The 15,025-nt window shown below is 35.6% G+C and carries 11 protein-coding genes; 4 read left to right on the forward strand and 7 right to left on the reverse strand.

The genetic code is table 11. From position 1 onward, the window contains the following. Positions 1–21: 21 nt before the first annotated feature. Together J2W95_RS07920 and uvrC are read right to left on the reverse strand one after the other, a co-directional pair. Positions 22–2,217, reverse strand: coding sequence for a patatin-like phospholipase family protein (locus tag J2W95_RS07920; RefSeq protein ID WP_310005710.1), 2,196 nt, complete (start codon positions 2,215–2,217; stop codon positions 22–24). 9 nt (positions 2,218–2,226) lie between these two features. After that, positions 2,227–4,020: an excinuclease ABC subunit UvrC gene (gene uvrC, locus J2W95_RS07925; RefSeq protein ID WP_310005712.1), complete on the reverse strand. Its 1,794-nt coding sequence runs from the start codon at positions 4,018–4,020 to the stop codon at positions 2,227–2,229. Between the two features lie 150 nt (positions 4,021–4,170). Here uvrC and J2W95_RS07930 point away from each other — a divergent pair, with 150 nt between their 5' ends. The 4 genes from J2W95_RS07930 to J2W95_RS07945 all read left to right on the forward strand — a co-directional run bounded on the left by J2W95_RS07930 (position 4,171) and on the right by J2W95_RS07945 (position 7,245). Beyond that, positions 4,171–5,148, forward strand: a complete 978-nt coding sequence (locus tag J2W95_RS07930) for a succinylglutamate desuccinylase/aspartoacylase family protein (protein WP_310005714.1) — start codon at positions 4,171–4,173, stop codon at positions 5,146–5,148. A 63-nt stretch (positions 5,149–5,211) separates the two neighbouring features. Beyond that, a complete protein-coding gene (locus J2W95_RS07935) occupies positions 5,212–6,474 on the forward strand; it encodes a pyridoxal-dependent decarboxylase (protein WP_310005716.1) in 1,263 nt (420 codons plus the stop codon). Next, positions 6,443–7,006, forward strand: coding sequence for a 5-formyltetrahydrofolate cyclo-ligase (locus J2W95_RS07940; protein WP_310005718.1), 564 nt, complete (start codon positions 6,443–6,445; stop codon positions 7,004–7,006). The genes J2W95_RS07935 and J2W95_RS07940 overlap by 32 nt, the downstream gene beginning before the upstream one ends. A gap of 44 nt (positions 7,007–7,050) precedes the next feature. Continuing rightward, entirely contained in the window at positions 7,051–7,245 is a 195-nt protein-coding gene (locus tag J2W95_RS07945; protein WP_310005720.1) for a hypothetical protein, read from the forward strand. A gap of 57 nt (positions 7,246–7,302) precedes the next feature. On the opposite strand, the gene J2W95_RS07950 is transcribed toward J2W95_RS07945, so the two are convergent. From J2W95_RS07950 to porZ, 5 genes are all read right to left on the reverse strand, one after another. After that, complete coding sequence (locus J2W95_RS07950) at positions 7,303–7,905, reverse strand: lipoprotein signal peptidase (RefSeq protein ID WP_310005722.1); 603 nt, start codon at positions 7,903–7,905, stop codon at positions 7,303–7,305. Positions 7,906–7,991: 86 nt separating this feature from the next. Then, positions 7,992–8,372 carry a TraR/DksA family transcriptional regulator gene (locus J2W95_RS07955; RefSeq protein ID WP_077372364.1) on the reverse strand — a complete coding sequence of 127 codons (381 nt, stop codon included), beginning with the start codon at positions 8,370–8,372 and terminating at the stop codon, positions 7,992–7,994. 4 nt (positions 8,373–8,376) lie between these two features. Further along, positions 8,377–11,787 (reverse strand): isoleucine--tRNA ligase, encoded by a 3,411-nt coding sequence (gene ileS, locus J2W95_RS07960; protein ID WP_310005726.1) that lies wholly within the window; start codon positions 11,785–11,787, stop codon positions 8,377–8,379. A 129-nt stretch (positions 11,788–11,916) separates the two neighbouring features. Beyond that, on the reverse strand, positions 11,917–12,630 hold the full coding sequence (recO, locus tag J2W95_RS07965; protein WP_310005728.1) for a DNA repair protein RecO: 714 nt from the start codon (positions 12,628–12,630) through the stop codon (positions 11,917–11,919). 73 nt (positions 12,631–12,703) lie between these two features. After that, positions 12,704–14,998, reverse strand: a complete 2,295-nt coding sequence (gene porZ, locus J2W95_RS07970) for a type IX secretion system anionic LPS delivery protein PorZ (RefSeq protein WP_310005730.1) — start codon at positions 14,996–14,998, stop codon at positions 12,704–12,706. Positions 14,999–15,025: the final 27 nt, after the last annotated feature.

Raw genomic sequence — 15,025 nt, forward strand, 5'->3', positions numbered from 1 at the left:
TTATTTAATAAAAAATACAAATTAAAAAATAAATCCAACACTAAACCAAAGGTGAGATTTTGAAGTTTCTGGAGACCATGAATATTTTACTTCCACTGGACCAATAACGGTTTCCAATCCGTAACCCAAAGCATATCCTGAATACTTTGGCAATGAAATCCAATCTAACGAATCGTAAAGATTATCATCTAAATTGGCATAATTGGCCGAAAAATTGAGATGATTCTTTTTTAAAATTTCAAAATCAAGTGTAATTGTACTTTCCAAATAACTATTGCCCGCAATACTTAAATAATCATAGCCATAAAAATATTTGAAATTATTCGTGTTGTTAAATCCATAGCCTCCCAAAATAAAGTCAAAATAAGGCAAACTTTTACTTCCAATTGAAGTTCCTGCTTCAGCCTGAAGTTTAATTGTTGTATTCTTAAAAATTGTTTTTGCAATACCAGCTTCGGCGCTTACAATCGAAAAGGGCTCAAAATTTAGCGCACTTTCAGATGAAAGCATATAAAATTGTGGGTTCCCCGAAAAATACCAGCCTTTATTAGGAAAATATTTATTGTCGTAGGAATCGTATTTTATATATCCAAAGAGACTAAAAAAATTGCTTTTGGTAATCGTTGGTTCTACTTCAAGTGTTTCGGAGGTAATGTCAAGATATTCAAATTCGGCTCCAACACCAATAAGGAATTTTTGAGCAAATACGGATTGAATATATATCTGATTGGCCAAATCAAGATAATCTATATTTATAGAATTCGTCCCCTCACTATTGTATGTTATCACACTCACCGGAATGTTTTTGTTAAATTGATGCAATTGAGACTTAAACCCATAACTCAACTGAAATCCATTGTCAATATAGTAGTCAAAATAATACCTTATATTATCTCCCAAAACCAAGTCTGCAGATAAAAAGTCATTTTTAAAAAACGTTTTTTTATTGGTCACATTGGCCAAAATTGCACTCTTATACAACCCATCATAGTGCAATCCAAATTTCAATTGGGTTTTCACTGGACTTTCGGTTAACGTAAGAATCAAATCATCATACTCACCATTTTTTTCAAAATAATAGCTCATGGCACTAAAATTTTGAGTCGCATTAAGATTATTAATTCCCGTTTCCAAGTCTTTAAAACTTATTTTGGTTCCAGGCTTAAAGTTTAGTTTTCCGATAATATAATCCCGAGAATAATTTTTCAATTCATTGACTTTGATATCAACTATTGTCAAACTATCTGTATCCACTTTTAATTTGGCCTTATGGTACGGATTCGATTTATCTACCAAAAGTTCAATTTTTTCATATACTGCAAAAGTGGCATCTTCTCCTTTTTTAATAATTTCTGAAGCTTTTTCAAAGGTTACCACACCATAGTTTTTTACATCTGGTTTGATGTAAACATCGGTTTGACTTGCATTTAATTTCATCCTTTCAATCATCTGCAAATTTGTGATTTGAAAAAAAACTTTTGAAGCGCTTCTTAATTCGTCTTTACTGAGCAAACCCGATTGTACATCAACTCCAATTATTATATCGGCACCCATTTTCCGAACTTCTTCAATAGGATAATTATTGATTACTCCTCCATCAATAATAAGATTATCATCAATTACTACTGGCGCAAATATAGAAGGCAAGGAAGAACTTCCCGTTATGGCCTGAGCCAAAATTCCTTTGTTAAAAACAACTTGTTCCCCAACTGCAATATTAGTTCCTATGCACAAAAACGGAATAGACAATTCATCAAAATCACGAACATGTCGAACCGGTAAAGTCAATCGACTCAACAGATTGAAGTTATACATTCCCTTTGACAATGCCTCGGGTGTACCAATACTGAATTTATTGAAAGGTAAAGTCAGAGCATATAACTCATCATTCCTTTTTTCATAAAAATTCTTGGAAGATCGTGGAATATAGTCATTTAGGACATTACTGAAATTGGTTACATCAATAATTGAATCTATTTGCTTGGCATTATAACCCATAGCATAAAGTCCTCCTATAACGGCTCCCATACTGGTTCCACCAATGTAATCTACCTTTATTCCAGCATCTTCGAGTACATTTAAAACACCTATATGAGCAAACCCTTTGGCTCCACCTCCACTCAACACCAAACCTATTTTAGGTCTTTTAGGTGTGTCTTGGGAAAATGAATACAAACCAGTAAAACACAACAAAATAATAATCAATATTCTATACATAAGGGCAAATTACTTTGTTTTGTAAAAGTCGGTAATTTTTTTGGCTTTTGACACACCTATAACGTCAGAAATTTCTTTTTCGGTGGCCAATTTCAATCTTTTAACACTTTTAAAATGTTGGATTAATGTCTGCATTGTTTTTTCACCAATTCCAGGAATACTTTCAATTGAAGAATTCAGCGCTGCCTTACTTCTTTTATCACGGTGAAACGTAATTCCAAAACGGTGTGCTTCATTTCGCAATTGTTGGATAACCTTCAAAGTTTCTGATTTTTTATCCAAGTACAATGGAATCGAATCTCCAGGATAGAATAACTCTTCCAATCTTTTAGCAATCCCTATAATGGCAATTTTACCCCGTAATCCCAAAGTATCGATACTTTTCAATGCCGATGACAATTGCCCTTTTCCTCCGTCGATAATAATCAGATTGGGCAAAGGTTCGTTTTCGTCTAATAATCTTTTGTAACGGCGATAGACTATTTCTTCCATCGAAGCAAAATCATCTGGACCGACCACAGTTTTGACATTAAAATGTCGGTAATCCTTCTTGCTCGCTTTTCCATCTTTGAAAACTACACATGCTGCAACAGGATTTGTTCCCTGAATATTGGAGTTATCAAAACATTCTATATGTCTTGGTTCCACCGGCAAGCGCAAATCGCTTTTCATTTGTGCCATAATTCGATTGGTATGGCGATCCGGATCTACTATTTGCAATTGTTTCAGTTGTTCTATTCTGTAAAACTTAGCGTTGCGAATCGACAAATCCAATATTTGTTTTTTGTCACCTAATTGCGGTACAGTAATTTTAATCGTTGGCCCCAAATCCACTTCAAAAGGAACAATCACTTCCTTGGACATTAACTGAAAACGCTCCCGCAATTCTATTATGGCTAATTCCAAAAGTTCTTCGTCTGTTTCTTCGAGCTTCTTCTTAATTTCCATTGTGTGCGAACGAATAATCGATCCATGAGAAATTTGCAGAAAGTTGATAAAAGCAGCACTTTCGTCGGAGACAATGGAGAAAACATCAATATTGGTAATCTTTGGGTTTACAATCGTAGAACGCGATTGGTAATTCTCCAAAACTTCTATCTTTTCCTTTATTTTTTGTGCTTCCTCATACTTCATATCCATCGCTAAACTCGTCATGAGACGTTTGAAATCTTTCATGCTTTCCTTGAAATTTCCCTTCAAAATTTCCCGAATAGCATCGACTTGTTTTTGATAATGTTCCAATGTTTCAAACCCTTCACAAGGTCCTTTGCAATTACCGATATGATATTCCAAACACACTTTGAATTTCCCACTTTCAATATTGCTTTGGGACAAATCATAATTACAAGTTCGTAGCGGATACAGCTCTTTTATTAAATCCAAAATCGTATGAACCGTCTTGAAATTAGTATAAGGCCCAAAATATTCCGATCCGTCTTTGACCATTCTACGGGTGGCAAAAATTCTGGAAAAAGGTTCTTTCTTGATACACAGCCAAGGATAGCTTTTATCATCGCGCAACAATACATTATATCTGGGTTGCAAAGTTTTTATCAGATTGTTTTCCAATAAAAGAGCATCAGTTTCGGTAGGAACGACAATGTGCTTTATGGTTACTATCTTCTTAACCAATACATTTGTTTTGGCAGTATCATGAATTTTATTGAAATAAGAAGTAACTCTTTTTTTTAAATTCTTGGCTTTGCCCACATATAAAATTTTCTCCTCCTTATCGTAGTATTGATATACGCCAGGACCATCTGGTAGCGTTTGTATCTGAAGGGCTAAACTAGGGTTGGTCATTTTTAAAAAATCTTCTGAAAATTAGTCTGTTGTAGAAAATAAATCCTAATTTTTCATTTTTTCAAATTTACAAATAACATTCACGCAAACCAATACGATTTTCTCTATACCAAATAAATAATTTCTATATTTAGGCTTTTATTTTACAACATGAAAAACTCAATACCATTAGTGATTTTTGGCGAAAGTGTTTTGCCTGGAGAAAGTAAAACTATTCAATTAGAAATTGCTCGATTACATTCTACCACTAAACTTACCATTCCAATTATTGTAAAACGTTCCAAAACAGAAGGCCCAGTTGTCCTTTTTTCGGGAGGAATTCATGGAGATGAATTTAATGGTATCGAAATCGTGAGGCAACTCATCACCAAAAAAATAAACAAACCCAAAAAAGGTACTATCATTTGCATTCCCATCATAAACATATACGGGTTTATCAATAGATCAAGGGATTTTCCAGATGGAAGAGATTTGAATCGCGTGTTTCCGGGAAGCAAAAAAGGCTCACTAGCCAGCCGATTTGCCTATCATATCATAACCGATATCATGCCTCTCGTAGATTATGCAGTCGATTTTCACGCAGGTGGAGCCGGCCGATTTAATGCTCCCCAAATTAGGCTCACGCCAAATAACCCTACTGTAAAACTACTGGCCGATGCTTTTAATGCGCCCTTCACTTTATTCTCCAAAAACATAGCAGGCTCTTTTAGAAGTTCCAGTGAAAAAATAAATGTAAAAATGTTGCTTTTTGAAGGAGGAAAATCTTTGGATATTAATCACGACGTCGCACAAGAAGGCATCAATGGAGTCAAACGTCTTTTAAAACATTTGGACATGTTAGATCCAAAACATTATGTTCCATCACAAAAAAAACCAACCATTTACATTGAAAAATCGGGATGGTTACGAGCCAAATGTTCCGGTTTATTAATCGATAATAATTTGGTTGGAAAGTTTGTAAAAAAAGGAACAATCTTAGGAATGATAACTGATCCCTTTGGGAAATTTGAACGAAAAATAAAAGCTCCAAATGATGGTTACGTCCTCAATGCTAATCACTCGCCAATTGTGTATCAAGGAGATGCCATTTACCATCTTTCAAATACGGCAGAAGAAGATAGCGAGTAAAACCTAACAATTATCATGTTTTCTCCCAATCAATACTCTTATTTTTGAATAAAATTTGAGATTATGCTGTATTGGAAAAAGTTATCCCAAAAAGAGAGACAAGCCCGCATCGAAAAAGCATTGGAGGAGAATGTCAATTTTACCCTTGACACCTCTCTAGGCTATCCAGCCTCCAAACTGGACAGCAAAGTGTATTATGAGGAAGCCTCGTTCTTGACCGATGCTCCAACTTTGAAAACTTATGTGGCCAATCCCAATCATATTGGCTGCCATACGTTGGGTACTTCCGAAAAAGCTTTTAAAGGAACTCAGGAAATAGAACGCGAAGTTTTGGATGTATTGGCCGTTGATCTTTTCAAAGCACAACCCAAATCTTATGACGGGTACATTTCTCCCGGCGGAACCGAAGCCAATATTCAGGCCATTTGGATGTACCGTAATTATTTCAGCTATAAACTTGGCGCCAATCCCTATGAAATTGCCATTTTAGCCTCTGAAGACACACACTACTCCATCCCGAAAGCAGCCAATATCCTAATGCTCGATTGGTTAAAAATTCCAGTTGATTTTCACACTAGAGAAATAGACACTTTCCAATTGGAAAACATCATAATTAAAGCCAAAGAAAAAGGCAAAAAATATTTCATTGTTGTATCAAATATGGGAACAACCATGTTTGGAGCTATTGACAATCCCAACGACTATATTCAAGTTCTGGAAAAGCATCAATTGATTTATAAAATTCATATTGATGGTGCCTATGGTGGATTTATCTATCCGCTAAGCAACAAAGAATCTGAACTTAATTTTGAAAATCCAAAAATCAGCTCAATAACAATTGATGCTCATAAAATGTTGCAGGCTCCTTATGGCACGGGCATTTTTCTATGCAGAAAAGGTTTAATCGAAAACGTCCTGACCAAAGAAGCCGAATATGTAGAAGGAATGGATTTGACCCTTTGCGGCAGCCGTTCAGGTTCTAATGCAGTGGCCGTTTGGATGATTTTATTTACCTATGGGCCTTTTGGCTGGTGCGAAAAAATACGAGTTTTACAAATGAGAACACAATGGTTATGCGACCAATTGGACGAATTGAAAGTAGCCTATTTTAGGGATCCTTTTATGAACATCGTGACCATTCAAGCACAATACATTGAAGAAGCATTGGTCAAAAAATTTGATTTGGTTCCCCAAAAACACAATGGCGATAATTCATGGTATAAAATTGTGATTATGGATCATGTAGAAGTAGATCATTTGAGTACTTTTATAACCGATCTAAAAGAATCACTTTATGTTGAAAAAAGAATTACGAACGAAGTATAAAGCCTTGCGAAAAGAGCTCTCCGAAATTGATATTGAGGAGAAGAGTTTGGCTATTGCCAATGAAATACTGAAGCTTCCCATTTGGGACAAAACCTATTTCCATGTTTTTTTACCCATTGAAGAACAAAAAGAAGTCAATACAGAATTTATACTGCACCTCCTCTCAGGAAAAGACAAGGAAATTGTGATTTCAAAAAGTGATTTTGCAACCAGAGAAATGACTCATTTCCTTTTAACAGACAATACCAAAATACAAAAAAACGAATACAACATCCCTGAACCCGTTGATGGCCTTGAAGTTCCAGCTTCAAAAATTGATATAGTATTTGTCCCGCTTTTAGCGTTTGACAAAAAAGGAAACCGCGTAGGTTATGGCAAAGGGTTTTATGACAAATTTCTGTCGCAATGCAAACCCGAAACTATTATAATTGGCTTATCATTCTTTGAACCAGAAGAACTCATTTCGGATGTTTTTGAAAGCGACGTATTGCTTGATTATTGCGTTTGTCCCAGTGGAGTTTATGAATTTTAGTTTATTAGCAGTACTTTTGCATTTATAAAACCTACAATTAAATTATGAAAATGTTTAAAACCCCAAAATTCACTACCAAAATTCTGATTCTATTATTTGCCTTTACATTGACAAACTGCAGTGTTAAAGTTGGACCAAATCATAGTCATGCCAAAACAAAACAGGTTCCCCCTGGACAAGCTAAAAAAATGTCTGGGCAAAAAAGTGCCAAGAATCACGCCCCAGGGCATAATAAATAAAATAAAAGAGGCTGTTCTTGCGAACAGCCTCTTTTATTTTATTTAAAAAGTAACATACTAATCTTTATGAAATGCTTTTTTATTGAATACAATCAAAATTCCAACACCTGTTGAAATGGCCACATCTGCAACGTTGAAAATGGCATTGAAAAAAGTAAAATTACGTCCACCAAAATAAGGAACCCATTCTGGCATCGGGTAATCTTTTATGAAAGGAAAGTAGAACATATCTACCACTTGTCCGTTTAACCAAGTCCCATATGGATTCTCGGTAAATATTGTAGCCAATTGTTGGTGACTGTCATCAAAAATAACACCATAAAAAACCGAGTCAATGATGTTTCCAAAAGCTCCTGCAAGTATCAAAGCGATAGCTACAATCAGATAATTGGAGCTTTTCTTTCTTTCTACAGAATCCCACAACCAGTAACCAATTCCAGTTACGGCAAAAAGTCTAAAAACAGTAAGGATTAATTTTCCATATTCCCCAGGGATTTTGGTACCCCAAGCCATTCCTTCATTTTCTATAAAATGAATTTGAAACCAATCGAATATATGAACCTCTTCGCCTAAAATAAAATTTGTTTTTACATATATTTTAGAAACTTGATCCACTAACAATATAAGGACAATAAGAAAGTATGCTTTGAATAATGACATTTTTGAATTTTTAAAGGCGTAAAAGTAATAAATTAACCAAAAAAAACGCTCCCAAAGGAGCGTTAATTATTGAATGATAAGACCGTTTATCTTTGTAAGTTTTTGGCCTCGATGCTCATTGTCGCATGAGGAACAATTTTTAGTCTTTCTTTTCCGATTAATTTTCCTGTGATTCTACAAACACCATATGTTTTGTTTTCTACACGGAATAGTGCATTCTTCAAATCTCGTATAAACTTTTCTTGTCGAATCGCCAATTGGGAGTTGGCTTCTTTAGACATGATTTCACTGCCTTCTTCAAATGCTTTAAAAGTGGGGGATGTATCATCTGTTCCATTGTTAAGGTCATTCATGTAGGCGCTTTTAATCAAATCTAAATCGGCTTGAGCCTTTACGATCTTGATCTGAATGATTTCCTTAAACTCTGCTAAATCAGCGTCAGAGTATCTTGCAACTTCGTCTACCATAATACTAATTTTTTGTAATCATTATACTTGTTGTTATTCCATCAAAGTCGATCTCCGTGCCGTTCATTATATTTTCCTCAAAGACAAGTATTTCTGTCAGTGTCTCTGATTTGATATAATCTTCATTGGCTTTTACTGCTGTTTCCAAAGTATCATTCTTTTTCAAATGCACTTTAATTTTATCCGTCACCTCAAATCCTGTGTCTTTTCGGATATTTTGAATTCTGTTTACCAATTCTCTTGCAATTCCTTCTTCTTTCAGCTCGGGAGAAATTGTAATATCCAATGCAACTGTTATTCCGTTTGAATTGGCAACCAACCATCCTTCGATATCTTGTGACGATATTTCTACGTCTTCTAGTGATAAAATTACACTATTTCCCGCAATTACAACAGTTAGTGTGCCTTCTTTGTCAAATTGTGAGATTTGTTCTGTAGTTAAATTTTGTATCTCTTTGGAAATCAATCCCATATCTTTTCCGAAGCGTGGCCCTAAAGCTTTGAAATTCGGTTTAATTTGTTTGATCAAAATACCAGAAGCGTCGTCTAAAAGTACGATTTCTTTCACGTTTACCTCTGCTTTGATAAGGTCTGAAACTGCTTCAATTTCAAGCCTTTGATTCTCGTCAAGTACTGGAATCATTACCTTTTGCAATGGTTGACGCACCTTAATCATCTCCTTTTTTCTTAATGATAAGACAAGTGAAGAGATGGTCTGCGCTTTCTGCATTTTGCTCTCTAACATTTTATTAACATACTTTTCAACTGAAACAGGAAACTGAGCCAAGTGTACAGACTCGAAGTTTTCTGTTTGTGTTGCTTTTGTCAGGTCTCTATAAAGTGAATCCATAAAGAACGGAGCGATAGGAGCACTTAGTTTACTGATGCTCAACAAACAAGTATATAGCGTCTGATAAGCAGCTATTTTATCTTGTGCATATTCACCTTTCCAGAAACGACGACGACATAGACGAACGTACCAGTTACTTAAATTTTCCTGAACAAATTCGGATATCGCACGAGCAGCTTTTGTAGGCTCATAATCGGCATAAAAACCATCTACATCAGCAATCAAAGTATTCAATTCCGAAATAATCCATTGGTCAATTTCAGGCCTTTCGTTTACCGGAATTTCGGCTTCTGCATATTTGAAGCCATCAATATTAGCATACAAACTGAAGAAAGAATACGTATTGTACAAGGTTCCAAAGAACTTACGACGCACCTCAGCAATTCCTTCTAAATCGAATTTTAAATTATCCCAAGGATTAGCATTCGATATCATGTACCAACGTGTAGCATCTGGCCCGTATTCTTTTAAAGTTTCAAAAGGATCGGCTGCATTACCCAAACGTTTGGACATTTTTTGTCCATTTTTATCTAAAACTAATCCGTTTGAAACTACATTTTTATAAGCTATTTTATCAAAAACCAAAGTTCCAATGGCGTGTAAAGTATAAAACCAACCACGAGTTTGATCTACTCCTTCGGCAATAAAATTGGCAGGAAAGTCTTTGTTATCGTCTATTTTTTCTTTGTTTTCAAATGGGTAATGCCATTGTGCATAAGGCATCGCTCCTGAATCAAACCAAACATCTATCAAATCGGCTTCACGCTTCATTGCTTTTCCTGAAGCAGAAACTAATGTAATTTGATCGACTACATTTTTATGCAAATCAATCAAATCATAATTTTCTTCAGACATGTTTCCAATCTCGAATCCTTTGAATGGATTTTCAGCTTGAACACCAGCCTGAACTGCTTTTTCGATTTCGTTGTATAATTCCTCAACCGATCCAACTAGCATTTCTTCGGTTCCATCTTCGCTTCTCCAAATTGGCAATGGAATTCCCCAATAACGAGAACGAGATAGATTCCAGTCGTTGGCATTTTTCAACCAATTCCCAAAACGTCCTTCACCAGTAGCTTTTGGCTTCCAGTTGATGGTTTCGTTAAGATCAAACATACGGTCTCTAACCTCGGTGATTTTTATAAACCAAGAATCCAAAGGATAGTACAAAATTGGCGTATCCGTTCTCCAGCAATGTGGGTAACTGTGCACGTATTTCTCTACTTTGAAAGCTTTATTTTCCTCTTTTAATCGAATGGCAATCTCTACATCAATAGAACGCTCTGGAGCAACTCCATCTGCAGCTGTATAATATTCGTTTTTAACATATTTACCCCCGAATTCCCCCATGTGAGAGGTAAATTTTCCTTGTAAATCTACCAAAGGAACTGGATTTTCATTTTCATCCAACACCAACATTGGCGGAACTTCAGGAGTAGCTTCTTTAGCTACTTTAGCATCATCAGCACCAAAAGTTGGGGCAGTGTGCACAATTCCTGTACCGTCTTCCGTAGTTACAAAATCTCCTGAAATTACTCTAAAAGCATTTTCTGGATTTTGATATGGTAAAGCAAACTGCATTAATTGCTCGTAACGAATACCAACTAAATCGGCTCCTTTTGCTTCAGTTAGAATCTGATATGGTATTTTCTTGTCTCCTTCTTTGAAATTTTCAAAATCAGCTGGTTCTGAACTTTCAAAAAATCCTTTCCCGAATTGTTTTCCAACCAAATTTTTAGCCAAAATTACATTCGACGGACGGAAAGTATATTGATTGAATGTTTTAACCAAAACATAATCAATTTTTGGACCAACAGTCAAAGCGGTATTTGAAGGCAATGTCCAAGGTGTTGTCGTCCAAGCCAAAATATGAATATCGCCAAATCCTTGAAGGAAATCAGGCAAAGTTTCTTGTATTGATTTAAATTGAGCTACAATTGTAGTATCGGTAACATCACGGTAAGAACCCGGTTGATTTACTTCGTGAGAAGACAATCCTGTTCCTGCTTTTGGAGAATATGGCTGAATGGTGTACCCTTTGTACATCAAATCCTTGTTGTAAATTTGTTTCAATAACCACCAAACCGATTCCATGTATTTGGATTTGTAAGTAACGTATGGATCTTCCATATCAACCCAATATCCCATTTTTTCGGTCAGGTCATTCCATACATCGGTATAACGCATTACAGTTTTCTTGCATGCTTCGTTATACTCCTCTACGGTTATTTTTTTTCCAATATCTTCTTTGGTAATTCCAAGTTCTTTTTCTGTGCCCAATTCCACAGGTAAACCATGGGTATCCCAACCAGCCTTACGCTTTACTTGAAATCCTTTTTGGGTTTTATATCTGCAAAAAATATCTTTAATCGCACGTGCCATTACGTGGTGAATACCAGGCAATCCATTAGCAGAAGGTGGTCCTTCAAAAAACACGAAAGGCTCATTCCCTTCGCGAGTGGTTACACTTTTCTCAAAGATGTTTTTTTCCTTCCAAAAATCTAGTACCTCTGATGCCACTGTAGGCAAGTCAAGTCCTTTGTATTCAGTAAATTTTGTGCTCATTTTATCCTTTTCTTAATCGTGGTGCGAAAGTAAGGAATTTTGAATAAAACAAAGAAAAGAAGTTAAAAAATAGCATTAATTCCTTATAAATTTATATACACATTCACTTTTAAACCCATATGCGTTATTTTAAGAAAAAACTTCTTTCAAAACATCCAAAGATTTTGGCCTTTTGAATCCATCGAGGTGGAAACTGTAGTAATCAATTAAAATTTTTAAAAGCAATTGTCTTTCAATGACATGAAACGTTTTTTGGTCATTATCAAGTCTTAACTGAATTAGTTTTTTGAACAACTGAGTTTCATGTTCCGTTAGTGAACTAATAGCGTGAAAGGGAGTAAAAATACCTTCGATCATTTCGAAGAATGGCATGTCCATATCTGAAGTGTCAGGGTAAAATCCGAGGTATTTTGTGGTTTCCAACATTAGAATCAGATGAAAATTGGAAATTTCATCGTGCTGGTCCAACCAATGCAAAGCCGTTTCTAGAAATGTAAACAACGATTCGTTTTTTTCCTCCTCATGTATCGAATGATGCAGAATTTCTGAAAGAAACAAAACAATGGTACTTTTGAAAATATCCGAATGTATCGAATGAAAAGGAGACGAAATTTTTACTTCTTTGAAATTTTCTAAAGTTCCCTTGTTTTTATGGCCGGCTTCAATTTCTATAATAGTCAAAGGTTGAAAATAAGCCATTTTTTGACTCGCTTTCCGAGATGAAAAAGCATCACGCACAAAGTACGACTTCAATCCACTGGATAGCGTAAAACATTTCACAATCAAGCTTTTCTCTTGAAATTTTAATGTTGAAATTACGATGGCTTTTGTTTTGACTAGCAAAATTGGATTATTAGATTATTGGACTTCTTAGATTATAGATTTTCAGAAACTGCTAACTGAAATCTTCATTCTGCTATCTGATTATCATCACTTTTTTGACTTTGGTTTCTCCTCCATCTTGGGCCGATACAAAAATCATATAAACACCTGATGCCACTCTGTATTTCCCGAAAGCTGTTGTATCCCATTCAAGAGTTCCTCCTTCGGATGTGGCTTCGTAAACAAGATTCCCTGCGACATCAGTTATTTTTACATTGGCTTTATTCAGCAATCCATTTATTTTAACGGTCCCTTCATATTCTGGGCGAACCGGATTGGGGTAGACATATACATTACTTAAGTTTTCACTGGCTGATGTGGCAATTCCTTTGAAGGAAATCAATCCTTTGGATGTCGCAATAAAAACCTCCCCAGTACTGCTGTTGATACTGATGTCGTTTATCACATTACTCGGCAATGGTGAATTGTCTGTTGTAAAATGATACTTGGTTTCCTGTCCGTTTGGAGAAACCATAAATACACCAGCATCGGCAGTTCCAATCCATTTATTGTTGGCCCCATCTACTTCAATATCACTAATAAATTGCTCATAAAGTAATTCCTGTGCCAAATTATCTTCCAAAATAATGATGCTTTCCGTGGTCAACTGGCTCTCGGTTTGAAAACTATTCACATTAGACAAAACCCTCAATCCTTTTGTTGTCCCTATCCAAAGCTGATTTTTGTTGTCAACCGCAACCGTCCTAACATCTTGGATGGGTAAATTACCTAGATCTGTTCCAAAAGTAATTTTTTTGAAAGTATTACTTCTTTCATTAAATCCTACGACACCGTTTTTACTCGTTGCCATCCATTTGGTCCCATGTTTATCAATAACCATTGTGGCAAAATCATTTTCGGAAGGGGCTGAAAGAATTTTATCCATAGTATAACTTTTCCATTGTCCTCCAGAGCTTAACACTTTCAAACCATTTACAACCCTGCAATTGGTTACCCAAAGATTGCCAGATTTATCAAATGCAGTTCCATTGATTCTTATGTCAATATAGTTGGGATCTGGCGGGCTAATCGTTAGTGATTCTAAACCACTATTGGTTTGATTATATAAAATCGTTGGAATATCTTTTTCTATTTTCAATAAGCCTGAGAAAAAAGAACTGGCGTAGACTTGATTTTCATTGGTTGGATTTATTACAATTCTGCTCATCGATTTGGCTCCAAAAACCTGATCGAAAGGAATATTCAACCATCCCGAAGTCGAAAATTTACTTATGCCAAAATCATCCAATGGATACGGATTGTAAAAAGTATCATAATCTCCATAAACAGTCCAAAGCTGTGTTGGCGTAACTTGCATAGAGAAGATACTATTTCTGGAGGGCCCAACGGGTGTAATATTTTCATACGTTGAACCAGGCGAAAGTGAATTCGTAATCAATCCATTTTCGGTTGTGCCAATATAAATTACATCACTTATTACGGTAGCACAGCTAAAAGTTGAATTTATTTCTGGGATTTCATTTCTGTTTATTTGACGCTGCAATACCAACTGTTTGTTGTAAATAAAAATAGTATTGGCTGTTGTTATAATAAAATAATCTGTGGTGGAACGAAAATTTGTAGTTGCTTCCGATAATGGCAAAAAACCATTAAATGTATTGGAACCTGAATCGTATTTGTGAACGTAACCTGCTGTATTTGCGGCATATAATTCGGTTCCAAATGATACTATTCCTAACCAATCACCTGCGTTTGTAACTTGCCATTGTTTGAAATCGATTAAATTGGGATTGGCTGTATCTCCTTTTCTAATTCCGCTTGAAGTTGATGCATAAATGAATCCATTGTGAATAGCTGTTTGAGACACTTTGATTTCGGCGCCGTTGTCACCGATGAAATAAGTATCAACAAACTTGGAAGTGGCTAAATTGAATTGAACAATCCCAAAGTTGGTGGAGACATATGCAATTCCGCCAAATTCCATGAAACTATTGATTCGTTTTATGCTGCTAGGCAAATTTTTATTGATGATATCGACCACTTTGAGCATTGACCCATCAGCTTCGTTGACAACGATTAATAAACCATTTTGGTAGCCGACAATAGTTTTATTGAAAGTTGGACTGTAATAAAGCGCCGTAATGGTTTCGCCCGAAAGTCCATCCACTGTTGTGGTTGTTTTTATAATATTTGTGCTGTTGTTTTTGGAAAACAAAGCATTTTCAGAAGCGGCATAAATAGTCGTTGGCGATTCGGAAACGGCTTTGATTTGGGTGTACGAGAAATACCCTTGCCAAGACAAATTGGTTTGGGCAAAAGTGATTTGCAACACAAATAAAAAAAATAGTAATAAAAGCCTTTTTTGCATCGAATCAATATTGGTTCACAAATATAG

It is taken from the genome of Flavobacterium granuli (assembly GCF_031456055.1).
GTDB lineage: Bacteria > Bacteroidota > Bacteroidia > Flavobacteriales > Flavobacteriaceae > Flavobacterium > Flavobacterium granuli_A.

What these genes read in the sequence shown, in the direction of transcription:
- J2W95_RS07920 (WP_310005710.1), bottom strand. Translation starts at nt 2,217, where the DNA reads ATGTATAGAATATTGATTATTATTTTGTTGTGTTTTACTGGTTTGTAT.
- uvrC (WP_310005712.1), bottom strand. Translation starts at nt 4,020, where the DNA reads ATGACCAACCCTAGTTTAGCCCTTCAGATACAAACGCTACCAGATGGT.
- J2W95_RS07930 (WP_310005714.1), top strand. Translation starts at nt 4,171, where the DNA reads ATGAAAAACTCAATACCATTAGTGATTTTTGGCGAAAGTGTTTTGCCT.
- J2W95_RS07935 (WP_310005716.1), top strand. Translation starts at nt 5,212, where the DNA reads ATGCTGTATTGGAAAAAGTTATCCCAAAAAGAGAGACAAGCCCGCATC.
- J2W95_RS07940 (WP_310005718.1), top strand. Translation starts at nt 6,443, where the DNA reads ATGTTGAAAAAAGAATTACGAACGAAGTATAAAGCCTTGCGAAAAGAG.
- J2W95_RS07945 (WP_310005720.1), top strand. Translation starts at nt 7,051, where the DNA reads ATGAAAATGTTTAAAACCCCAAAATTCACTACCAAAATTCTGATTCTA.
- J2W95_RS07950 (WP_310005722.1), bottom strand. Translation starts at nt 7,905, where the DNA reads ATGTCATTATTCAAAGCATACTTTCTTATTGTCCTTATATTGTTAGTG.
- J2W95_RS07955 (WP_077372364.1), bottom strand. Translation starts at nt 8,372, where the DNA reads ATGGTAGACGAAGTTGCAAGATACTCTGACGCTGATTTAGCAGAGTTT.
- ileS (WP_310005726.1), bottom strand. Translation starts at nt 11,787, where the DNA reads ATGAGCACAAAATTTACTGAATACAAAGGACTTGACTTGCCTACAGTG.
- porZ (WP_310005730.1), bottom strand. Translation starts at nt 14,998, where the DNA reads ATGCAAAAAAGGCTTTTATTACTATTTTTTTTATTTGTGTTGCAAATC.